The 21325-nt window shown below is 73.2% G+C and carries 20 protein-coding genes, 3 tRNA genes and 2 pseudogenes; 14 read left to right on the forward strand and 11 right to left on the reverse strand.

Going from position 1 to position 21325, the window contains the following annotated elements; genetic code table 11:
- Window positions 1-79 precede the first annotated feature (79 nt).
- Entirely contained in the window at window positions 80-1129 is a 1050-nt protein-coding gene (locus AB0B83_RS12505; RefSeq protein WP_357578248.1) for an LCP family protein, read from the reverse strand.
- A 179-nt stretch (window positions 1130-1308) separates the two neighbouring features.
- Between AB0B83_RS12505 and AB0B83_RS12510 the strand changes: the two genes are divergently transcribed.
- The 3 genes from AB0B83_RS12510 to AB0B83_RS12520 all read left to right on the forward strand — a co-directional run bounded on the left by AB0B83_RS12510 (window position 1309) and on the right by AB0B83_RS12520 (window position 3983).
- Window positions 1309-2142 (forward strand): class I SAM-dependent methyltransferase, encoded by an 834-nt coding sequence (locus AB0B83_RS12510; RefSeq protein ID WP_357578249.1) that lies wholly within the window; start codon window positions 1309-1311, stop codon window positions 2140-2142.
- 141 nt (window positions 2143-2283) lie between these two features.
- A complete protein-coding gene (locus AB0B83_RS12515) occupies window positions 2284-3108 on the forward strand; it encodes an MOSC N-terminal beta barrel domain-containing protein (protein WP_357578250.1) in 825 nt (274 codons plus the stop codon).
- A 386-nt stretch (window positions 3109-3494) separates the two neighbouring features.
- Complete coding sequence (locus AB0B83_RS12520) at window positions 3495-3983, forward strand: hypothetical protein (protein ID WP_357578251.1); 489 nt, start codon at window positions 3495-3497, stop codon at window positions 3981-3983.
- Between the two features lie 104 nt (window positions 3984-4087).
- On the opposite strand, the gene AB0B83_RS12525 is transcribed toward AB0B83_RS12520, so the two are convergent.
- From AB0B83_RS12525 to bcp, 3 genes are all read right to left on the reverse strand, one after another.
- The gene (locus tag AB0B83_RS12525) at window positions 4088-4627 is read right to left on the reverse strand and encodes a GNAT family N-acetyltransferase (protein ID WP_357578252.1); all 540 of its coding nucleotides are present in this window, start codon (window positions 4625-4627) and stop codon (window positions 4088-4090) included.
- Window positions 4628-4694: 67 nt separating this feature from the next.
- Window positions 4695-4777, reverse strand: a tRNA-Leu gene (locus AB0B83_RS12530).
- Window positions 4778-4844: 67 nt separating this feature from the next.
- Complete coding sequence (gene bcp / locus AB0B83_RS12535; protein WP_132233902.1) at window positions 4845-5321, reverse strand: thioredoxin-dependent thiol peroxidase; 477 nt, start codon at window positions 5319-5321, stop codon at window positions 4845-4847.
- A 243-nt stretch (window positions 5322-5564) separates the two neighbouring features.
- On the opposite strand from bcp, the gene AB0B83_RS12540 reads away from it, so the two are divergent.
- The 4 genes and pseudogenes from AB0B83_RS12540 to AB0B83_RS12555 form a co-directional block, all read left to right on the forward strand.
- A complete protein-coding gene (locus AB0B83_RS12540) occupies window positions 5565-6281 on the forward strand; it encodes an energy-coupling factor ABC transporter permease (RefSeq protein ID WP_357578253.1) in 717 nt (238 codons plus the stop codon).
- Entirely contained in the window at window positions 6278-6670 is a 393-nt protein-coding gene (locus AB0B83_RS12545; RefSeq protein WP_357578254.1) for a PDGLE domain-containing protein, read from the forward strand. Before AB0B83_RS12540 ends, AB0B83_RS12545 begins: the two co-directional genes overlap by 4 nt.
- 7 nt (window positions 6671-6677) lie before the next feature.
- Complete coding sequence (gene cbiQ / locus AB0B83_RS12550; RefSeq protein WP_357578255.1) at window positions 6678-7448, forward strand: cobalt ECF transporter T component CbiQ; 771 nt, start codon at window positions 6678-6680, stop codon at window positions 7446-7448.
- Window positions 7445-8200: pseudogene (locus tag AB0B83_RS12555) on the forward strand (ABC transporter ATP-binding protein); the annotation flags it as partial. The gene cbiQ and the pseudogene AB0B83_RS12555, both read left to right, overlap by 4 nt.
- A gap of 46 nt (window positions 8201-8246) precedes the next feature.
- Here the strand turns inward: AB0B83_RS12555 and AB0B83_RS12560 are convergent.
- Genes AB0B83_RS12560 through AB0B83_RS12575 form a run of 4 tightly spaced genes read right to left on the reverse strand, consistent with a single transcriptional unit; the run spans window position 8247 to window position 11274 of the window.
- Window positions 8247-9422, reverse strand: a complete 1176-nt coding sequence (locus AB0B83_RS12560) for a hypothetical protein (protein WP_357578256.1) — start codon at window positions 9420-9422, stop codon at window positions 8247-8249.
- Window positions 9419-10135: a thioredoxin domain-containing protein gene (locus tag AB0B83_RS12565; protein WP_357578257.1), complete on the reverse strand. Its 717-nt coding sequence runs from the start codon at window positions 10133-10135 to the stop codon at window positions 9419-9421. The genes AB0B83_RS12560 and AB0B83_RS12565 overlap by 4 nt, the downstream gene beginning before the upstream one ends.
- The gene (locus AB0B83_RS12570) at window positions 10128-10652 is read right to left on the reverse strand and encodes a MauE/DoxX family redox-associated membrane protein (RefSeq protein ID WP_132233914.1); all 525 of its coding nucleotides are present in this window, start codon (window positions 10650-10652) and stop codon (window positions 10128-10130) included. The genes AB0B83_RS12565 and AB0B83_RS12570 overlap by 8 nt, the downstream gene beginning before the upstream one ends.
- A gap of 31 nt (window positions 10653-10683) precedes the next feature.
- Entirely contained in the window at window positions 10684-11274 is a 591-nt protein-coding gene (locus tag AB0B83_RS12575) for a sigma-70 family RNA polymerase sigma factor (protein WP_357578258.1), read from the reverse strand.
- Between the two features lie 107 nt (window positions 11275-11381).
- On the opposite strand from AB0B83_RS12575, the gene AB0B83_RS12580 reads away from it, so the two are divergent.
- From AB0B83_RS12580 to AB0B83_RS12595, 4 genes and pseudogenes are all read left to right on the forward strand, one after another.
- On the forward strand, window positions 11382-12026 hold the full coding sequence (locus AB0B83_RS12580; protein WP_357578259.1) for a zf-HC2 domain-containing protein: 645 nt from the start codon (window positions 11382-11384) through the stop codon (window positions 12024-12026).
- 129 nt (window positions 12027-12155) lie between these two features.
- Window positions 12156-13820, forward strand: a complete 1665-nt coding sequence (locus AB0B83_RS12585) for a copper resistance protein CopC (RefSeq protein ID WP_357578290.1) — start codon at window positions 12156-12158, stop codon at window positions 13818-13820.
- Window positions 13821-13836: 16 nt separating this feature from the next.
- A complete protein-coding gene (locus AB0B83_RS12590; protein ID WP_357578260.1) occupies window positions 13837-14568 on the forward strand; it encodes a YcnI family protein in 732 nt (243 codons plus the stop codon).
- A gap of 669 nt (window positions 14569-15237) precedes the next feature.
- A pseudogene (locus AB0B83_RS12595) lies at window positions 15238-15516 on the forward strand (hypothetical protein); the annotation flags it as partial.
- 466 nt (window positions 15517-15982) lie between these two features.
- On the opposite strand, the gene AB0B83_RS12600 reads toward AB0B83_RS12595, so the two are convergent.
- Window positions 15983-17251 (reverse strand): glycosyltransferase family 87 protein, encoded by a 1269-nt coding sequence (locus tag AB0B83_RS12600; RefSeq protein WP_357578261.1) that lies wholly within the window; start codon window positions 17249-17251, stop codon window positions 15983-15985.
- Between the two features lie 76 nt (window positions 17252-17327).
- Here AB0B83_RS12600 and orn point away from each other — a divergent pair, with 76 nt between their 5' ends.
- Window positions 17328-17918: an oligoribonuclease gene (gene orn / locus AB0B83_RS12605; RefSeq protein WP_357578262.1), complete on the forward strand. Its 591-nt coding sequence runs from the start codon at window positions 17328-17330 to the stop codon at window positions 17916-17918.
- A gap of 112 nt (window positions 17919-18030) precedes the next feature.
- A tRNA-His gene (locus AB0B83_RS12610) sits at window positions 18031-18103 on the forward strand.
- A 50-nt stretch (window positions 18104-18153) separates the two neighbouring features.
- Here AB0B83_RS12610 and AB0B83_RS12615 read toward each other — a convergent pair.
- Both AB0B83_RS12615 and AB0B83_RS12620 read right to left on the reverse strand, forming a co-directional pair.
- A complete protein-coding gene (locus AB0B83_RS12615) occupies window positions 18154-19452 on the reverse strand; it encodes an Ig-like domain-containing protein (protein WP_357578263.1) in 1299 nt (432 codons plus the stop codon).
- Window positions 19453-19742: 290 nt separating this feature from the next.
- Window positions 19743-21020 (reverse strand): Ig-like domain-containing protein, encoded by a 1278-nt coding sequence (locus tag AB0B83_RS12620; protein WP_357578291.1) that lies wholly within the window; start codon window positions 21018-21020, stop codon window positions 19743-19745.
- 187 nt (window positions 21021-21207) lie between these two features.
- Between AB0B83_RS12620 and AB0B83_RS12625 the strand changes: the two genes are divergently transcribed.
- A tRNA-Lys gene (locus AB0B83_RS12625) sits at window positions 21208-21283 on the forward strand.
- Window positions 21284-21325: the final 42 nt, after the last annotated feature.

Consider the following 21325-nt stretch of genomic DNA (forward strand, 5'->3'; position numbering starts at 1 on the left):
CACACGGCGGCTTCGAGGCGAACGAAGGATACGACCAGGGCGGGCGGCCCACCAGAGCCGCATCGGGCAGTCCGGCCTCCTACTTTCCGGCGTTGAGGATGTCTGCTACGGCGTCACGCCGGACCGCGTCGTAGAAGGACTTGGCCTTGTCGGTGTTCGCGAACACGACGCTCTCACTACCCACCCGACCGGTGCCCTTCGTCGGGCTGGTGATGAAGCGCAGGTTGTTGCCGCGCAGGCCGCGCAGGTCGGTCGCCATGCTCAGCAGCGACATGTTCTCGTCCACCGACACGGCATTGGAGGTGGCCTTGACGAAGGAGTTCAGCTTTCCCGGGTTCGTGACGATGCCCCCGGACACGGCCCGGTCAAGGATGGCCTTGATGACCTGCTGCTGGTGTCGGATGCGGGCGAAGTCCCCGTCGGGGAACTGCTTGCGCTGGCGCGAGTAGTCGAGTGCCGTCTCGCCGTCCATCCGCTGCATCCCCTGGCGGAAGGTACGGAACGGGGGGTGGATCGAGGTGAAGTTCTTCTCCGCGTAGATGTCGATGCCGCCCAGGGCGTCGATGATCTCCTTGAACCCCGCGAAGTCGACCATCATGACGTGGTCGATCCGCACGCTCGTGAACTTCTCGACGGTCTGCACCATCAACGGCACGCCACCCCACGCGTACGCTGCGTTGATCTTCGCGTCCCGGCCGCCCTGGTTGCCCTCCTTGGACCGGGGCACGGCGACCCAGGTGTCCCGGGGGATCGAGATGAGCTGGGCGCTCGACCGGTCCTTCGGCAGGTGGGCCAGGATGATCGTGTCGGTGCGCGACCCCGACGTGCTCTCCGGGTCGCGGGTGTCGCTGCCCAGGATCAGGATGTTCATCGCGCCCTTGGCCACCGCCTGCGGGCGCCCCGCCTCGGGCACGTCCGCGAATGCGTCGACGCGCTCGATGTCCGAATCCACCGAACGCAGGTAGAGCCCACCGGCGATCATGCCACCGCCGCCGAGCAGCGCCACCACCAGCAGGCTGATGAGGGCGACGCGTCGCCACCGGCGACGAGGCTTCGCGTGCTTGCCCGGCTGGCGTTCGGTCTGGTCGGCGACCGCCTCCGGCTCGACGGACTGTTGTGGAACTGGCATGGCGGCGATGCTACTTATCCGCGAGGACGTGCGCGTACCCTCATCCGGCTGATGGCCGCCCCGTCCGTGCAGACCCGTCCACCTTGTCATGCGACATCAGTGCCCGGACCTGCCAATCAACTTGTGTGCGGGTGTGCTCTGCACTACACCTGACCGCCTGTGGCTGGTAGAACCCTTGCGTGGACGCAACGAAGCTCCGACGGGCCATCGCCCGCACCCGCCTTGCCCCCGTCGCGGCCTTCCCCAAGCGCCTGGCCCGCGTCGCCCGTCACGACGCCAAGGTGCTGCGCACCTCGGCCCGCTGGCTGGTCACCTCGCGGGAGCACCACAACTACACGTACGAGCTGACCAAGCTGAGCCGGCACCACCTCGCCTGGTTCGTCAGCGTGGTCTGCGACGTGCCCGTCAAGCAGGTCCGCGCGTACTTCGCCGAGATCGAGTCGGACGACGTGCTGCGCCGGCACATCGAGTCCGCCACCGCCGGCGCCGCCCGCCGGGGCCTGGCCGACCGGCAGGTCCGCTACGCCCGCCGCATCGGCTGGTATGCCATCGTGCGCGCCACGAAGCCGACGCACGTGGTCGAGACCGGTGTCGACAAGGGGCTCGGCAGTTGCGTGCTCGCCGCCGCGCTGCTGCGCAACGCCGCCGACGGGCAGCCCGGCCGGGTCACCTCGCTGGACATCAACCCGGAGGCTGGCTACCTCGCCCGCACCGCGCCCTGGTCCGAGGTGGTCGACCTGGTCATCGGCGACTCGATCGCCTCGATCGCCGCGCTGGACCGGCCGGTCGACCTGTTCCTGCACGACAGCGACCACAGCCGGGCCCACGAGAAGCGCGAGTTCGAGGCGGTCGAGGGCAGGCTGGCCCCGGGCGCGATCCTGCTCACCGACAACGTCACCGCCACCAACGTCCTCGCCGAGCACGCCGAGCGCACCGGCCGGCGCTTCCTCGCCTACCGGGAGACCCCCGCCAACCACTGGTACCCGGGAGACGGCATCGGCGTCGCCTGGTGATCGCGGTCGTGCGGGCCGGGTCGGCACGAGGTGCCGGAGGTCCTCGACCAGCCGGGGCACGCTGAGCGGGCGTCCCACGCGACGCCGGCAGGGGAGCAGGCGGGGGCGACGGTCGCGCGCGGGCCGTGGCAGGGTGGTCGGATGCGGTTGAGCGCCATCCACACGTACCCCGTCAAGGGTTGTCGCCGGCTCGACCACGACGTCGCGGGCGTCGAGCCGTGGGGCCTGGCCGGCGACCGGCGCTGGATGATCGTCGACGCGGACGGCGTCGGCATCACCCAGCGGGAGACCACGCGCCTGGTCGGCCTGCACGCCACGCCCCACAGCGGCGGCCTGCTGCTGCGCGCCGAGGGGCACGACGACCTGACCGTGCCCGAGCCGGCCGGCGGTGAACCCGTCGCGGTGCGGACCTTCCGCAACCGCAAGCTGCCGGTGCCGGCGCTCGCCGCCGGACCGGCCGCCGACGCCTGGATCGGCACGCTGCTGGGCCGCGCCGTCCGGCTGGTCTGGCTCGCCCGACCGACCCGGCACATCCCGTCGGGGGACCGGGAGCACGACACCGGTGAGCAGGTCAGCTTCGCCGACGCCTACCCGCTGCTGCTGGCCACCGCCGCCTCGCTCGACGCGCTCAACGGGTGGCTCGCCGAGGCCGGCGAGGAGCCCGTGCCGATGGCGCGGTTCCGCCCCAACCTGGTGGTGGAGGGCGCGCCGGCGTGGGCCGAGGACGACTGGGTCGGCCGCCGGCTGCGCATCGGCGCCGCCCGCTTCCGCGCCGCCGGGCCGTGCGACCGCTGCGTGGTCACCACCACCGACCAGGAGACGGGCGTACGCGGGAAGGAACCGCTGCGCACCCTCGCCCGGCACCGCAAGGTCGACCAGAAGCTCCTCTTCGGTCTGCACCTGGTTCCCGAGGCGACGGGCAGGATCGCGGTGGGTGACCTGCTCGTGCCGGGCTCCTCCTCGTAGGTGGGTGTGCGGGCGGGCTCCGCCGCACCACGCCTGCGGGTCCACGCTGGCGGTGCCGGGGCGACCGCGGCGGTGACGCTGTGGACGAATGTCGATCTGTGGCGACAACCCCGGCGTCTCCCTTCCCCGGTGCGCAGGGCGATTGTTGCGGCGATCGACGGGGCAGCGGCATTGCCGGGCGTGCTCTAAGGTCGGAATTCTGCGGCGATCGCAGCTTGTTCCGAGGCTTCACGGGGGGCCTCTGAGACTCATGTGCATCGATAGGATGGTCGTAGCTTCTCCCCGGAGCGTCCGTCGCCCACATTGGACTGCGGGCGTCGCGACGACGGCGGCCAACGCCAGTCACCGTTCCTGTTGGGCCATGTTCCAGGTAAGCGAGGTCATGAGTGAAGAACTTTCGGGCGTTGCTCGTCACCGGATTGGTCGCCGGCGTCGCCGTCGCCGGCGGCATGACGCTGGTCTCCGGCGCCGCCAACGCGGCCTTGGAGGACGCGCCGCCCTCGATCGAGGAGGACTTCAGCTATCCGGGGGCCGCCCAGATCGAAGCCAGCGATGGCATCAAGTTGATCAAGGGCGACGGCAAGATCATCTTTGCCGACTGCGTGGCCAGCGCCACCAACCAGATCATCGTCCGGAGCTACGCGAGGCTCAGCGGATACTGCTTCACGGTCAAGGGCGCACCTGGCTACCTGACTCTGGAGATCTCGGATGTCTACCAGATCCGTGGTGACAGTCACACGGCATCCGCCACGGTGAGCGTGGACGGCGAATCCGAGACGGTCGCCCTTCCCAAGAACGGTTGGGTCGGTGTCGGGGTGGGAGAGGATGACACCCTGCCCCCTGCCGTCCTGCTTGAGCTGCGTGTCACGGGCTGATCCCCACAGCCGGTCGGTGTCCTGAACCCCGGGTTGCTCGCCGGGTGGCACCGCCCGCTGTTCCGCGCGGGGCTCCGCTGGTCTGGAGCCCCGCGCGTTTCGGCTCAGCGCCCGGGTGCCGCCGGGGCGGTCAGGCCCAGCCACATGAGGATCTCGTCGCGGTCGTCGCCGGGGGCGACCCGCAGCGCCCCGGGCAGCCGACCGATCTCCCGGTAACCGAGCCCGCGATAGAACCGGTCGAGCCCCAGCCCGTCCCGGACGGTCACGTGCAGCGCCTCCCAGCCCATTCCGCGGCCGAGGCGCTCGGCCTCGCGCATCAGCGCGGCGCCGTACCCGTTGCCCTGGGTGTCCGGGTGGACCATCACCCGCTTCAGCACGCACCAGTGCGCCTTCAGGTCGAACCGGTTGTCGCAGAAGATCAGCGCGGCGACGGGCCGCTCGCCCGCGTACCCCACGAGGAGGCGGTCCGGGCCCTCCGCAATGCCGGCGAAGGTGGGGTCCGCCGTGTGCCGGACGTCGGCGACGGTGACCGGCGGCACGAAGCCGACCGCCCCGCCGGCGTTGGTGACGTCGACCCAGAGGGCGACGATCCGTTCCCGCAACTCGGGGGTCAGCTCGGGATCGAGGACGAAGCGCAGGCTCACCCGGTAATCCTGACCGCGCGGGCCCCGCGCCGACCCGCGATCGTGACGCGCGCGACAGGACGCTCGGTGCGGGAGGGGGGATTCGAACCCCCACGTCCTTTCGGACAATAGGACCTAAACCTACCGCGGCTGCCGTTACGCCACTCCCGCCGACCCGCTGAGTCTAGAGTGTCACGCCGAGCCGGTGGTGGGCTCGGTCCCGGCGCGCGCGGCGACCTCAGTCCAGCCCGAGATCCCGGCGCAGCTTGGCGACGTGGCCGGTGGCCTTCACGTTGTAGAGCGCGCGCTCGATCTTGCCGTCCGCGTCGATGACGAATGTCGAGCGGATCACGCCGGTCACCGTCCTGCCGTACGACTGCTTCTCGCCGTACGCGCCGTAGGCGGTCAGCACGGCCTTGTCGGTGTCGGCGACCAGCGGGAAGGTGATGGCGTCGCGCTCGCGGAACTTCGCCAGCTTCTCCGGCTTGTCGGGCGAGATCCCGACGACCTCGTAGCCGGCGGCCTGGAGCGAGGCGAGCGAGTCGCGGAAGTCGCAGGCCTGCTTGGTGCAGCCGGGCGTCATGGCCGCCGGGTAGGCGTAGAGCACGACCTTGCGGCCGCGCAGGTCGGTGAGCGAGAGCGTCTCGCCGGTGTCGGTGGGGAGGCTGAACTCGGGCGCGGGGTCACCGGGGGAGAGGCGGTCGGGCGCGGTCATGGCACGACCCTACCGCCGGCCCCGGCCGTCCCCGGGCGGCACGCCGACCCCGGCGGGAACGCGTCCCGGCCGCCTCCGGGCGGCGCGCCGGCCCGACCGGAACGCCGACCCGGCCGGCACGTCGGGTCGGCGGCGGGCGCGCAATCGGGCGTACGCCAGTTGCCAACCCTTGGCAACTGCCAAGCTCGGGAAATAGGCTGACGTCAACGGCCAGGCCTGGCCGGGCGACGCGTGGGAGGCCGCGTGGAGAACCTGGCGATGCACATCTCGAACGGGATCGTCGACGGTCCCGTCGCGGCGGTGTTCGCGGCGGTGGCGCTGCTCGCGATGACGTTCTGCGTCCTGCGCGGCAGGCGTGACCTGGACGACCGGTTGGCCCCGATGGCCGGGCTCGTCGCGGCCTTCATCTTCGCCGTGCAGATGCTCAACTTCCCGATCTTCACCGCGGGCGTCAGCGGTCACCTGCTCGGCGGGGCGCTCGCCGCGATGCTGGTGGGGCCGTGGGTCGGCGCGCTCTGCGTGGCCGTGGTGCTGGTCGTGCAGGCGCTCGTCTTCGGCGACGGCGGCGTGGCCATGCTCGGGCTCAACATCACCAACATGGCCGTGCTCGGCACCGCCGCGGCGTACCTGCTGATCGCGCTGCTGCTCCGGGTGCTGCCGCGCACCCCGGCCGGCCTGGGCGTGACCGCCTTCGTCTCCGCGCTGGTCAGCGTGGTGGTCGCGTCGATGGGCTTCGTGCTCCAGTACCAGCTCGGCGGCACCACCGACCTCGGCGGCAACCTGGGCGGTCTGGCCGGCACGATGGCCGGCGTGCACCTGCTGATCGGCATCGGCGAGGGCCTGATCACCGCGACCACGGTGGTCACCGTCGCGAAGGTCCGGCCCGATCTCGTCTACGCGCTGCGCGGGCTGCGCGTGGCGTCCACGCCCGCCGTCCCGGCCGTCGGAGGTGCCCGGTGAGGAAGCGTTCCTGGGGATTCGTCGTCGGCGGGCTGCTGGTGGCCCTGCTCCTCGCCGGGGTGGTCAGCAACTTCGCCTCGTCCCACCCCGACGGGCTGGACTCGTCGCTGCGCGAGGGCTGCACCTTCGACGCCGACGACAACATCACCGGCGGCAGTTGCCCCGCCCAGCGGGAGCGCGAACACGAGGTCGGCGGGCCGCTGGCCGACTACGGGGTGGCGGGGATCGACAACGAGTTCCTCTCCACCGGCCTGTCCGGCGTCCTCGGCGTGCTGCTCACCTTCGCAGTGGCCGGCGGGGCGTTCTGGCTGGTCCGCCGCCGCGGCCCCCGGGACGGGGACGCGGCTGGGGGCGCCCGCACCCCCGTCGGGGCGTCGGGTCGGGAGTAGCGACCGGATGGGCGCCGGGCACGCGCACGTGCTGTACCGGGACGCCGCGTCACCGGTGCACCGGCTCCCGCCCGAGGTCAAGATCGCGGCGATGGTGGCGTTCACCCTCGCCGTGGTCGGCACCCCGCGCGAGGCCTTCTGGGCCTTCGGCGCGTACGCCCTGCTGGTCGCGGTGGTGGCGGCGCTGGCCCGGGTCGGGCCCGGCTGGCTGCTGCGTCGGTCGCTGATCGAGCTGCCGTTCGTGCTGTTCGCGGTGGCGCTGCCGTTCCTCGGCGCCGGTGAGCGGGTCGAGGTGCTCGGCCTGAGCCTGTCGGTCGACGGGCTGCTCGGGGCGTGGAACATCGTCGCCAAGGGCACCCTCGGCGTGCTCGCCTCGCTGCTGCTCGCCGCGACGACCACGACCCGGGACCTGATCGTCGGCCTGGACCGGCTGCGCTGCCCGCAGATCCTCACCCAGATCGCCACGTTCATGCTGCGCTACCTGGACGTGCTGGTCGGCGAGGCCCGCCGGATGCGGGTGGCGCGGATGTCCCGGGGCGACGATCCGCGCTTCCTGTGGCAGTTGCGCGGCTTCGCGACCGGCGTCGGCGCGCTCTTCCTGCGCGCGTTCGAACGCGGCGAGCGGGTCTACCTGGCGATGTTGTCGCGCGGCTACACCGGGCGGATGCCGGCGGTGTGGCAGGGCGCGGGCGCGGCGACCGCCGGGCAGTGGCTGGTCGCGGCCACCGTGCCGGTCCTGGCGGCCGGCATCGCCGCCACGGCCGTCGTGCTGACATGATCGGTGCCGTGCAGACCGCCCTCTCCCTGGACGTTCGTGGTGTCCGCTACGCGTACCCGGACGGGCACGTCGCCCTGCACGGGGTGGACCTGACCGTGCCGCGCGGCGACCGGGTGGCGCTGCTCGGGCCCAACGGCGCCGGGAAGACCACGCTGGTGCTGCACCTCAACGGCATCCTCACCCCGGCTGAGGGAAGCGTGAGCGTCGGCGGGCTGACCGTCAGCCAGGACCGGGCCACGCTCGCCGAGGTGCGCCGCCGGGTGGGCATCGTCTTCCAGGACCCGGACGACCAGCTCTTCCTGCCCACGGTCGCCGAGGACGTGGCGTTCGGGCCGGCCAACCTGGGCCTGCGCGGGGCGGAGCTGTCCGCCCGGGTGGACGAGGCCCTCGCCGCGGTCGGGATGGGCGAGCACCGGGACCGCGCGCCGCACCACCTCTCCTTCGGGCAGCGGCGCCGCGTGGCGGTGGCCACCGTGCTCGCCATGCACCCGGAGATCCTCGTCCTGGACGAACCGTCGTCCAACCTCGATCCGGCGGCCCGCCGCGAGCTGGCCGGCATCCTGCGCGCCCTGCCGGTGACGCTGCTGATGGTCACCCACGACCTGCCGTACGCCCTGGAACTGTGCGATCGCTCGGTCATCCTGGACGCCGGTCGCATCGTCGCCGACGCCCCCACGGCCGACCTCCTGGCGGACGCCGACCGCCTCGCCCGCCACCGCCTCGAACTCCCCCGGGGCTTCACCCCCACCCCCCCCGCTGAGCCCTCCGCGCCCCACCCCCGAGGCGTCGATCATGCACTCATGGTGCCCGATCAGACCTCTTCTGCTCCGGTTCGTCCCCCACCACAACTCCATGATCGACGCGCGGGGCGGGGGTGGAGGGCGGGGTGAGGGGAGTGGGGGTGGGAGGGGGAGCGGGGGTGGGGCGGGCGGCGTGTAGGCGGAGGGCGCCGGCCGCCGTGGCGCCGGCGCCGGCGACGAGGATCAGGGCGACCAGGATCCGGGCCGTCGTCGCCGGCCACGGCACGGGGGCGACGGCGCGGGCGAAGACGGCGGCGTTGGCCACCCCGGCGAAGAGCGCCAGGCAGGCCCCGGCCAGCGCCAGCGCGAAGTCGGCGGCCGGCCGGCGGGCCAGCGCGAAGACCCCGGCGGCGACGGCGCCGAGCCCGGTCAGCAGCGCCCAGACCTGCCCGCCGAGCAGGCCGGTCAGCACCCCGCCCACGCCCCGCGCGCCGGCGTCCACCTCCCGGCCCACGGTCAACACCACCGCGGCCACCCCGCCGACGACCAGCAGCCCGCCGAGCCCAGCCAGCGCCCGCGCGCCCGGCCCGGAGCGGGCCGGCAACAGCCCGAGGGCCCCCACGGCCAGCAGCCCGACCGTGGCGACCACCCACCAGACGTACGCGTCCGGCGGCGGCACCCAGTCGAGGGTGCCGCGGATCTCCCCCGTCCCGGTGTCGGTGCGCAGCGGCACCGTCCAGTCCCGCACCCGGTGCTCCCGGTCCGGGGCGGCGCGCACCTGCGGCGGCGGTGCCGACTCCCGCCAGAGTGCCCGCTGGTCGTGCCAGCGCGCGGTGGCGGAGTCGTCGACGCGCCGCCAGTCCGGTGCGGCGGCGGGGTTCGCCTCGGCCGGCAGCCGCGTGTCCCCGGCGATGGTCCGGTTCAGGTACGTCGCGGGGGAGCGGACGTTCTCGTACACGCCGTCGGGGCCGACCCGCAGGTAGGGCTCACCGGAGTAGCCGAGCACCTCGACGGCGCGGTCGCCGGTGTTGGTCAGCTCCAGCCGCGCGCCCGCCTCGATCACCCGTACGCTCAGCCCGGGGCGGGCCGGGGCGACGGCGGTCACCTCGGTGCGGTAGTCGGTGCCGTCGGGAGCGTCCGCGCCGTGCGCGGCGGCCGGGGCAGCGAACGCGACCGTCGCCGTCAGCGTGCCGGCGAGTACCAGGCCGGCGCGGGTCACCAGGTCGCGGATCACCTGCCGGCCGCCTCCACCGCCGACTTGATCCCCTCCGGGCTGCGGTCGGCGATCTGCTCGCCGTCGACCAGGATCGTCGGGGTGCTGGTGATGTTGGCCTTGCTGGCCTCCTGCGTCACGTGCTCGGTCCACGGCTTGAAGGTGCCCTCCCGCAGGCAGGAGGCGAAGCCGTCCCGGTCGAGGCCGGCGCCCGCCGCGATGTCGGCCAGCTCCCCGTCGCTGAGCCCCGCGCCGCCCTCCGGCGGCTGCCGGTCGAACAGCGCCTTGGCGTACTCCCGGTAGCGGCCGCCCTCCGCCGCGCAGCCGGAGGCGGCCGAGGAGCGGGTCGAGTACTGGGTGCTGGAGAAGCGGTTCAGGTACGCCACCGGGTGGTAGACGACCCGGACCTTGCCCTCGCTGATGAGCTGGTCGATGGTCGGGCCGCTGGCCTGCTCGAACTGCTTGCAGGCCGGGCAGAGGAAGTCCTCGTAGATGTCGATGGTGACCGGGCCCGAGCCGGCGACGACCCCGGTGCCGTCCTCGGTCGAGCCGGTCGGCGCGGTGAAGTCGTCGGAGCGCTGGCTGGAGTAGACGCTCCAGCCGATCAGGCCGGCCACGACCAGGACGGCCACGGCGGCCACGGAGACCCAGAGCGTCCGCTTGCGCCGCCGCTCCCGGGCCAACTGCTCGCGGACCACCCGGGCGGAGCCCTTCTGCCCCTTGCGACTACTCATCCTCGTCCTCCACGGATGCGTCCCCCGCCAGCCAGCCGTCCACGGAGACGGGGGTGCGGGGCCAGATCAGCAGGAACCCGGCCAGCGCCAGGAATCCCAGGTCCCGGAGGATCTCCGGGAGGTAGCTCGGGGTCTGGCCCTCGGCGAGCTCCCCGCCGGCGCCGAAGCAGCCGCAGTCGATGGCGAGGCCCCGGCTCCAGGCCGAGACGATGCCGACGATGAAGACCACCAGCAGCGCCGCGGACACCCCGGCGGAGAGCCGGGTGGCCAGGCCGAGGAGCAGCAGCAGGCCGAGCGCCAGCTCGACGAAGGGCAGCGCCGCGCCGATCACCGTGGCGAGGTCGTACGGCATGACCTGGTACGCGTTGACGGCGCGGCCGGAGGCGGCCAGGTCACCGACCTTGCTGCCGCCTGCGACGAGCCACACGGCGGCCAGGCCCAGCCGGACGGCGACCCCGATCCAGGGGCGGACGGCGGGCCAGCGGGCGACCCGGGTGTGCGGTGCGGTCACGATCATTGGTCGTCCCGTCCCCGGCGGAAGTTCCCGGTCATCCGGCGAGGGCGTCGCCGACCGCCTCGACGAGGTCGTTGCGGGCCCGGGCCACCCGCGAGCGGATGGTGCCCACGGGCACCCCCTCCACGGCGGCGGCCTCGGCGTACGACAGGCCGAGCAGTTGGGTGAGCACGAACGCCGCGCGGCGCTCGGCGGGCAGCCGGCGGACCAGATCGGCGGCGCCGAGCTGGCCGGCGGGGTCCGGGTGCGGCCGGTCGGTCCAGGCGTCGGCGGCGAGCCGCTCGCCGAGCCGGCGGCGACGCACGACGGTGCGCAGGTGGTCGGCGCAGGCCCGGCGGGCGATGCCCAGCAGCCAGGTGCGCGCGCTGGAGCGGCCCTCGAACGCCGGCAGCGCCCGGAACGCCCGCAGGTAGGTGTCCTGGGTCAGGTCGTCGGCGCTGTCCGGATCGACGAGCGCGGCGGTGAAGCGCCACACCTCGGCCTGGGTCAGCCGGACGAAGGCGGCCTGGGCGACGGGGTCCCCGTCGCGGGCGGCCAGCGCCCACTCGGTCGCCGACTCCCGCGCAGCGACGCCCGCGTCACCGGTCGGACTGGCGGCGGGGGTCTCGCGCGGGGCGGGGATCACGACAGTCCAGGTTACGCGGCGTGGCCGGGCCGGGGAGGGTCCTTCGACCCTTCCATGGCCTGCGCCACCCCGGGAACTAAACCGGTGCGTCGCACGACTATCCCCACATGACATGCGACGACGTACGCGCGGCGCTGTCGGCGCGGCTGGACGGCGAGGACCCGCTGGCGGCGCCGGCGGTGCTGGACGCGCACGCGGAGAGCTGCCCCGGCTGCCGGGCCTGGCTGACCCGCGCCGAGCAGGTCACCCGGCTGGTCCGGGTGCAGGCGGTGGCGGTGCCCGACCTGACCGCGTCGGTGCTGGCGGCGGTCGCCGCCGATTCGCTGGCGGCCGGACGCACCCGGGCGGCGGCCAGGGCGGCCCGCCGTCAGGTGCTGCGGGTGGCGGTCGCGGTGGCCGCGGTCGCACAGTTGGCGATCGCCCTGCCCGTCCTGCTGGCCGGGCTGGGCGTGACAGTCGATCCGCACACGAGCCGCGAGATGGCCTCCTTCGACGTGGCGCTGGCCGTCGGGTTCGCGCTGGCCGCGTGGCGACCCGAGCGGGCCCGGGCGTTCGTGCCGGTGGCGCTGGTGCTGGCGGTCTGCCTGGCCGGCACCAGCGCGGTGGACATCGCCAACTCGACGACCGCGCTGGTGCACGAGGTCGGGCACCTGGCCGCCGTGGTGCAGGCGGGGCTGCTGTGGGCGCTGGGACGGGTCAGCGACGAGCCGGACCGCCGGCCGTCGACCGCACTCCTGGCCCGTCATGGCTGACGTCACCCCGGGCGGGCCGGCCCGCCCGGTCCCGGCGGCGCGGGGCATCCTCGAAGTCGCCCCGGGCGGGCCGGTCCCGGCGGCGCGGGGCATGGTCGGAGTCGCGCCGGACCGGTCGGATTCGAGAGCATTGCCGGCATGAGTGTCGCCATCCGCCGCCCGGTCGCCCGGCTGCTCGCCGTCGCCGGCCTGCTGGTCACCGTCGTCGCCCTGCTGATCGCCCCCGCCGGCCCCGCCAGCGCCCACGCGGTGCTGGTGAGCAGCAGCCCCATCGCCTCGGCCGTGGTGTCGAACGCGCCGGCGGAGGTCGTACTCACGTTCAGCGAGCCCGTCCGCAAGGTGTCCGGCAAGATCCGGGTGATCGCACCGGACGGCTCCCGCGCCGACCGCGGCGAACCGACCTTCGAGGGCACCGTGGTCACCGTGCCGGTCGACCCCGCCGGGGCGCGCGGCACCTACCTGGTCAGCTACCGGGTCATCTCCTCCGACAGCCACCCCGTGTCGGGCGCGTTCACCTACTCCGTCGGCGCGCCCTCGACGCCCCCGGTCGACAGCGGGGACGACAGCCGGGCCGACCCGGTCGTCGGCAACGCGGTCAAGGTCGCCAAGTACGCCGGCTACGCCGGCCTGCTGCTGCTCGTCGGACCGACGCTGGTGCTCGCCGCCCTCTGGCCCCGGCGGCTGCCCCGGCGCGGACCGGCCCGCCTGGCCTGGGCCGGGCTCGGCCTGCTGGCGGTCTCCACGGTGGCGAACCTCCTGCTCCAGGTGCCCTACACCGCCGGCGGCGGCGTGTTCGACGTCACCGGCGAGGGGCTCAGCGACGTGCTGGGCAGCTCCTTCGGCGCCGCGCACCTGGTCCGGCTGGGCCTGTTGGCCGCGGCGGCGTTCCTGCTCCGACCCCTGATGGCGGGGCCGGTCGAGCGGAGCGATCTGGTCATCCTCGGCGTGCTCGGGGCGGCGGCGCTGGTGACCTGGCCGCTGGCCGGGCACCCGGCGGCCTCGCCCGCCCCGGCGGTCTCCGTGGTCGTCGACGCCGTCCACCTGGGCGGCATGGCGGTCTGGATGGGCGGGCTGGTGATGCTCGCCGTCTTCCTGCTGACCCGGGCCGACGAGCGGGAGCTGGGCGCGATCCTGCCGATCTGGTCGCGCTGGGCGGCGCTGGCCGTCTCGGCGCTGCTGCTCGCCGGCACCGTCCAGGCGCTGATCGAGGTGGCCACCCCCCGCGCGCTGATCGACACCACCTACGGCCGGCTGGTGCTGGGCAAGATCGGGCTCTTCGCGCTGGTGATCGCGGTGGCCGCGTACTCCCGGCAGCTGGTGCGCCGGCGCACCGCGGCCGGCCGGCCGACGTCGATGCGGCGGGCGGTCTGGGCGGAGCTGGCGATCACGGCCGTGGTCCTCGGCCTGTCCGCCGTCCTGGTGCAGACCACCCCGGCCCGCACCGCCGGCGCCGACGTGGCCGGCGCGCCGGGACGCTTCTTCTCCACGACGCTGTCCAGCCCGAACTACGACCTCCAGATCGAGCTGGACCCGGCCGAGCGGGGCAACAACACCGTGCACTTCTACGCGTACACGAAGGACAACCGGCCCCAGCCGGTGGTGGAGTGGCGGGCCACGGTCGCCCTGCCGGCGGCGGGGATCGAAGCGATCCAGGTCCCGCTGCTGCCGCTGACCGACAACCACGCCACCGGCGAGATCAACTTCCCGGCTGCGGGGGAGTGGCAGTTGCGCATCACGGCCCGCACCTCGGACATCGACCAGGCCACGGTGACCACCACCGTGCCGATCAGGTAACAGGAAGGCTCGCACCATGATCCGTCACCGGCGTACCGCAAGCGCCGCCGCCCTGGCGCTCGGCGCCGTCGCCACCGCCGTCCTCGGCTTCGCGGCGCCCGCCTCGGCCCACGTCACGGTCAACCCGCAGGAGGCGACCCAGGGCGGCTACAGCCGGTTCGCCTTCCGGGTGCCGAACGAGAGCGACACGGCCTCCACCACGAAGCTGGAGGTCGTGCTGCCGGAGAACGCGCCCATCGGCTCCGTGTCGACCATGCCGGTGCCCGGCTGGACGGTGGCGGTGGAGAAGCGCAAGGTGGACCCGCCGGTCGAGGTGCACGGCAGCCAGCTCAGCGAGGTCGTCTCCAAGCTCACCTGGACGGCCACCGGGAGCGCGGCGGTCAAGCCCGGCCAGTTCCAGGAGTTCCCGGTGTCGATGGGTCCGCTGCCGCAGGTCGAGACGATGGTCTTCAAGACCTTGCAGACCTACTCCGACGGCAACGTGCAGCGGTGGATCGAGGAGCCGCTCCCCGGCGGCGAGGAGCCGGAGAACCCCGCCCCGGTGCTCACCCTCACGGCGGCCGCGCCGTCGACCGCCCCCACCGGCACCGCCGCGCCGCAGGCCGCCGGCGACGACGATGACGACGCCGGGAGCGACGACGTGGCCACCGGGCTCGCGGTCGCCGGCCTGGTCGCCGGCGTGGGTGGCCTGCTGCTCGGCGGGCTCGCGTTCTCGCGTACGCGGCGGGCACCGACGTCGCAGGAGTGACGCGGTCATACCGCCCGCCGGCCCGTCGGATCATCCGGCGGGCCGGCTGCAACCTGGCCCCGTGCCGTGGATATCCGCTGCTGGTTCGCCCCACGTCGGTAAGGTCGGCCGGGTATCCGGCTACGGAGGGGGACGAGGCGAATGCGGATCGTGCGGGTGCTCGCCGCCATGCTGCTGCTGACGGTCGGGATCACGGCGCTGCTCGCCGGTGGGGCGCTCACGCTGCTCGCCCGGCAGGCCGACCCGGGTGGCGCATTCAGCGCCCGGTTCGAGACCGTGCAGACCCCGGGTCACGCGATGGTCGTCCGGGACGTCGACGAGCTGCTGCGGGCCGAGGCGCCGTTCACCCGCGCCGGGCAGGCCCGGCTCCGGCTGGACGCGCGCACGCCCGACGGCCCGGCCTTCGTCGGGCTGGCACCCGCCGACGAGGTGCGGCGCTGGCTCGAGCCGGTTGCGCATGCCGAGGTGCGCCGGGTGGCGCTGGCCCGGGGGCCGCTGCCGGTCCGGTTGCAGCCCGCCGGTCCCGCGCCGTCCGCCGGCCCCGCGCCGTCGGTCGCGCCGATCAACCAGCCCTTCTGGGTACGCGAGGGGATCGGCGCGCTGGAGTGGACCCCGGCGGAGCTGGCCGACCGGCGGCTGAGCCTGGTGGTGATGCGTCCCGACGGGCGGGCCGACCTGAGCCTGGAACTGCGCGCGGGGCTGCGCGCCGGCTGGACCGCTCCGACGACCGCCGGGCTGCTGGCCGGCGGGGTGCTGGCGGTGGCGCTGGCCCTGCTCCTGCTTCGCCCGGTGCGGCCCCGCGAGGTGGTCTTCGTGGTCGAGCCGGACCAGGTGCCGGTGCTCGCCGGCCGCCTCGGGGTGACCTCGCTCGCCGGCCTCGGCGCGCAGCCGACCCGGGACAGCGACCGGTCGCGCGTCGCCGGGCGTCAGCTCGCCTCGGTCGGTGCCGCCCCCACGGGGGCCCGACCGGCGATCGGGCCGGTGCCCGCCCGCCGCCCCGCGACGCTCGCCGACCTCGCCGGAGGCGACCCGGCGCTCCGGCCGCCCGAGGTGAACCTCACCCTGGCCTGGCCGCCCGCCGCCCCCGAGGAGACGGCCGACCCGGTCGCCGCAGCGGACCGCCGCCGCCCCGCCGCTCTCGACGCCGCCGCTTCCGACGCTGGCACTCCCGGCGCTGGCACTCCTGACGATGGCGCTTCCGGCGATGGCGCTTCCGATGCCGGCCGGCAGTCGCCCGACGATCCGCGCTGACCCACGTCCGGCCTTCGCCACGCGCCGGCATCCCACCGTGGGCGGGGGCCCGGACGGCGGGCGGCCCTCCGCGCTGCCGACGCGGAGGGCCGCCCTCACCGGGGGATCGGTGCTACCCGAGAGACGTCTGAGGTAGTAACAGCCAGATTAGCCATGAAGGGCGCTACTTGGGAAGACTGTCCATTTCCCGCGACCTGCGGCCCTCCCGCCGCACCGGCAGGGTCACCAGCAGCAGCAGGCTCAGCAGCACGTACGTGTTGCGCACCAGGAACTCGCCCGGCGAGTCCGTACGCACCGGGGCGATGCCCCAGTCGTGGAAGGTCACCACCCCGTACACGATGAGGGCGGAGGTGCCGACGGCGAGCGCCGCCAGCAGACGTCGCCGACGGGCGCCCTCGCCGGTCGTGGCGTCGGCGCTCAGCGCCGCGTCCGTCAGCACGACCACCGCCGGGATGAACCAGTAGATGTGGTGGGTCCAGGTGATGGGGCTGACCAGCGAGCCGACCAGTCCGGTCAGGGCGAGGCCGGTGAGCGTGTCCCCGGCGCGGGCGGCCCGCGCGGCGCGCCACAGCCCGTACCCGGCGATGGCCGCCACCAGCAGCAGCCAGAGCAGTTGGTGGGGCTTCTCCGGTGCGGTGATGCGGCTGAGCAGGCCGAACAGCGACTGGTTGCCGGTGTAGTCGGTGCGGCCGACCCGGTCGGTCGCCCAGAGCTCGTGGGTCCAGAACCGCCACGAGTCGCGCGGCGCGACCGCGGCGGCGAGCAGGGTCGCGGCGGCGGCCGTCGCGCTCGCCACCGCCGCCGCCCGCCACCGGCGGGTGGCCAGCAGGTAGACGATGAAGATGCCCGGGAAGAGCTTGAGCGCCGTCGCCAGCCCGACGCCCACGCCGGCCCACCGGCTCGCCCGGGGTACGGCGAAGAGCAGGTCCGCCAGGATCAGCACGACCAGCAGCATGTTGATCTGACCGAAGGTGATCGTCTCGCGGGTGCTCTCGACGGCCAGCACCAGCAGGACCGCCACGGTGAGGCTGAACACACGGGGCAGACCGTGCCGGGCGATCACCGGCGCGAGCAGCCACCGGGTCGTGACCACCACCGCCAGGCCCGTCAGGACCGTGAAGATCGCCACGGTGGCGCCCAGCGGCAGCAGCGCGAACGGGCGCAGCAGCAGCGCGCTGAACGGCGGGTAGGTGAAGTAGAGCTCGCCCTGCACCCGGTCGGGCTGCACGTAGTCGTAGAGCGGGTTCCCGGCCGCCCACCAGTCCATCGCCCGCATGTAGATCTTCAGGTCGAAGAAGTCGTGCACCGTGCCGGGTAGGTAGAGCGCCGGCAGCACGGCGGCCAGTGCCAGCAGGGTGACGAGCCGACGGACCGTACGGCCACCGGGATCGTCGTCGGTGACGGCGGGCGGTGCGGCGGGTTCGGCTGGCACGGAGGAAACCCTAGCGGTCACCGCGCGCCCCGGTGCGCGGGCGCGCGGCCGGGTGGGCTGCGCGTAGGCTGTCCCGGTGGCTGATCTTCTCGTCTGGATCGACTGTGAGATGACCGGGTTGGACCTCGGCAGGGACAAGCTGATCGAGGTCGCCGCGCTCGTCACGGATCCCGACCTCAACGTGCTCGGGGACGGCGTCGACGTGGTGATCCACGCTGACGAGGCGGCGCTGGAGGCGATGCCCGAGATCGTAACGACGATGCACGCCAAGTCGGGGCTGACCGAGGAGGTCCGGCGCTCCACGGTGACCCTCGCCGAGGCCGAGGACATGGTCCTGGACTACGTGGCCAGCCACGTGAAGGATCCGCGTACGGCCCCGCTGTGCGGCAACTCGATCGCCACCGACCGGGGCTTCATCACCCGGGACATGCCCCGCCTCGACGCCCACCTGCACTACCGGATGATCGACGTGTCGTCGATCAAGGAGCTGTGCCGCCGCTGGTACCCGCGGGTGTACTTCGGCCAGCCCCAGAAGGGGCTCGCACACCGGGCCCTGGCCGACATCCGGGAGAGCATCCGGGAGCTGGAGTACTACCGGCGGACCCTCTTCGTGCCCCTGCCCGGGCCGGACGTGGAGACCGCCAAGGCGATCGCGGCCGAGCTCTGATCCGGCCCGGCGGAACCCGCTGGACGCGGCGGGCGGGGGTGGGGCTATTATTGGTCCGCACCCCGCCCGGGGCGATCGACCGGGCGTGGATCCATCGGGTGTGAACGGCATGGTGGCTGTAGCTCAGTTGGCAGAGCACCGGGTTGTGGTCCCGGTTGTCGTGGGTTCAATTCCCATCAGTCACCCGGTGACCGAAGGCCCCCTCCTCGCGGAGGGGGCCTTCGGCGTTTCCGGCTCAGGTGGTCGGGGTGACCGTGGGCTCGCCGCTCTCCTCCGGGGCGGCCTCGGTCGGCGGCTCGTACGGCAGGGCGCTGCCCTTGACGTACTGCTCCCAGCTCATGTTCCAGTCGGTCCAGCCGTTGCCGTTCTGGAGCTTGCGTTCCGTGCCCTTGACGGTGATCGGGTCGCCGACGCGGGTGTTGGCGAAGAGCCAGGCGCCGTTGGCCATCGAGACGTTCACGCAGCCGTGCGAGACGTTCACCCGGCCCTGCTGCCCCTCCGACCAGGGCGCCGCGTGGATGAACTCGCCGCCCCAGGTCAGCCGCTGGGCGTAGTCGATCTTGGTGCGGTAGCCCTCCTCGGGGCCCAGCTCCTCGAAGGTGTCGAAGACCGTCTTGCGCAGCTTCTCGATGACCACCATCGTGCCGCTGGAGGACGGGGTGCTCTTCTTGCCGAGGCTGACCGGGATGGTCTTGATCACAGAGCCGTCCTTCGTGACGGTCATCCGCTTGGTCCTGTTGTCCACCGTCATGACCACCGCCGGGCCGACCTTGATGCCGACGCTGAGGTCCGCCCGGCCGTACCAGCCGCCGCCCAGCGGCAGGCCCCCGGCCTGGACGCGGTAGGAGACCGTGCTGTTCGCCTTCCAGAACTCCTTCGGGCGGTAGCGGATCTCGGTCGGGCTGACCCAGTGCCAGATGCCCTCCTGCGCCGGTACGGAGGTGACAGTCATCCGGCTCTGCACGTCGTCGCGGTAGTCCTCCGGGACGGCCCGGCTGAACTTCACGATCAGCGGCATGCCGACGCCGACGACCTGGTCGTCACCCAGGAAGCTGCTGATCCGGACCTGCTTGCCGGGCTTCGCCATGGTGGTGAAGGTGCTGGTCGCCGTCGCCGGTCGGCCGTCGTCGCCGGTCGCGGTCACCGTCGCGGTGTACGTCTCGCCGTACTTCAGCGCGCCGGCGGGCAGCCAACTCTTGCCGTCGGCCGCCAGCTCGCCCTCGACGGCCCCACCGGCGGAGTCCTTCAGCTCGACGCTGGTCTGCTCCGCCTCCGTCGCCGTGAAGGTGATGCCGGTGGACGCGGGCACGTCCTTCGCGTCGGCCTTGGGCTCGACGATGGTGGCCGCCGCCTTCGGCGCGGCGGGCTGGTCGTCGCCGTTCTGCCAGCCGCCCGACGGCTTGCCCCCGCCGCCGTCGGTGCAGGCGGAGGCCAGCACGAGCGTCACGGCGAGCACCGCCGCCGCGAGCCCACGGCGTCGTCGACCCCGCCGGTCGTCCCCGTGCCGGATCAGCTGGTCCTGGACAGCTCGCATGATTCCCTCACAGTCGTGGTCCCCGGTTGCCCATCGTCCCTCACTGACGCACACGGGCAGGTACCCGTTCCGCAAGGTGAACCGAAACACGCCGTACGAGATGTCCGGATGTTGATAAGATCCGGGGCTTTGCCGAGGCTCGCTCGCCTCTCCGACCCGCCGTACGTGCCGGCAGCGCGGGCTCCCGGGTGTCGCCGGCGTCGCGGGCCCGGACGGCTCGCGGCAGGGCCATGAAGACGGCGACCGGCCCGCGGGTGCGGGCCGGTCGCCGGATCGTCGGTGGGTGTGCCTCAGAAGGGCGATCCCTCGCCGGCCTCCGACACCGGCACGGCGCTGCCCTTGACGAACTCGGACCAGCTCTGGCTCCACGCCGTCCAGCCGTTGCCCGGTGCCAGCTTGCGCTCGGTGCCCTTGATGGTGATCGGGTCGCCCACCTTGGTCTTCCCGAACAGCCAGCGGGCGTTCGCCATGGAGACGTTGACGCAGCCGTGCGAGACGTTCTGCCGGCCCTGCACGTGCTCCGACCAGGGCGCCGCGTGGATGTACTCGCCGCCCCAGGTGAGCCGCTGGGCGAAGTCGATCTCCGTCACGTAGCGGTTCGCCGGGTCCGGGTCGTCGCGGGTGTCGAAGACCGTGGACTCCTTCTTCTCCATCACGACCATCGTGCCGCTGGAGGAGGGGGTCTTCTTCTTGCCCAGGCTCACCGGCAGGGTGCGGACCACCTGGCCGTCCTCGTACACCGTCATCTTCTTGGTGGCGTTGTCCACCTGCATCTCGAACGCCCGGCCGATCTTGGCGGTCGCCGCACGGTCGACGTTGCCGTAGCGGCCGTTGCTCAGCGGGATGCCGGCCAGGGCGATCCGGACGGTGAGCGTGGTGCCGGCCTTCCAGTACTCCGGCGCGCGGTAGTAGGCCTGGGTGCCGTTCTCCACCCAGTGCCAGGCGCCCGGCTGCGGCGGATCGGTCTGCACGAACATGCGCTTCTGCACCGCCGCCCGGTCCTTCTTCGGAATTCCCGGGTGGAACTCGGTGACCACCGGCATCGCCACGCCGTAGGTCTTGTCGTCGAAGAGGTAGAGGCCGGAGCTGATCACCGACTTGGGCTTCGCCATCGTCGTGAAGGTGCTCTTGCCCTGGCTGGTGGTCCCGTCGGAGCCGGTGGCGGTGACCGTGGCCGTGTAACGGGTGCCGTACTTCAGCGGCTTCGACGGCACCCAGGACGAGCCGTCGGCGCGCAGGCGCCCCTCGACCTGGCTTCCGTTGGCGGCGGCCAGCGTGACGCTGGACACCTTCCCGCCGCCGGGCACCTCGGCGCTGATCTCGGAGCTGACCGGCCGGTTCTTCCCCCCGTCGGCCGGGCTCACCGTCAGCGGCGGCCCGCTCGGCGCGGCCGGGGTGCCGGGCTCCGCCGGCTTACCCGACGCATCCGGCGCTGCCGACGTGGCCGGCGCGGTGCCGTCGACGAACTCCGCCTTCTTCTTCTGCTCCGTGCCGCAGCCCGTCAGAGCCAGCGACGCCACCAGGCCGAGGGCGCCCACCATCGCCCCGGCCCGCGCGAACATGCCCATCCCCACCTCTGTTCTCGCGTACCTGGCGCACATCGTGCCGCATGGTCGCCGTTTGTCCGCCCCCTGTCATCGGCCGGTGGGAGGTTTTGGGACCAGATGTCCGTTAAGCTCGGCCGAAGGGGGGAGCCGGGGATCGGATTGGAACCCCGCTCAGGAGGCATGCTAGTGTTCTCCCCGTTGCCAACGAGCGCCGCTAGCTCAACTGGCAGAGCAGCGGACTCTTAATCCGCGGGTTCGGGGTTCGAGTCCCTGGCGGCGCACCAGCAGTAACACTCTCAGGGCCGGTCATTGAGACCGGCCCTGAC

The sequence above is a fragment of the Micromonospora sp. NPDC049060 genome (genome assembly GCF_040649055.1).
Taxonomy (GTDB): Bacteria; Actinomycetota; Actinomycetes; order Mycobacteriales; family Micromonosporaceae; genus Micromonospora; species Micromonospora reichwaldensis.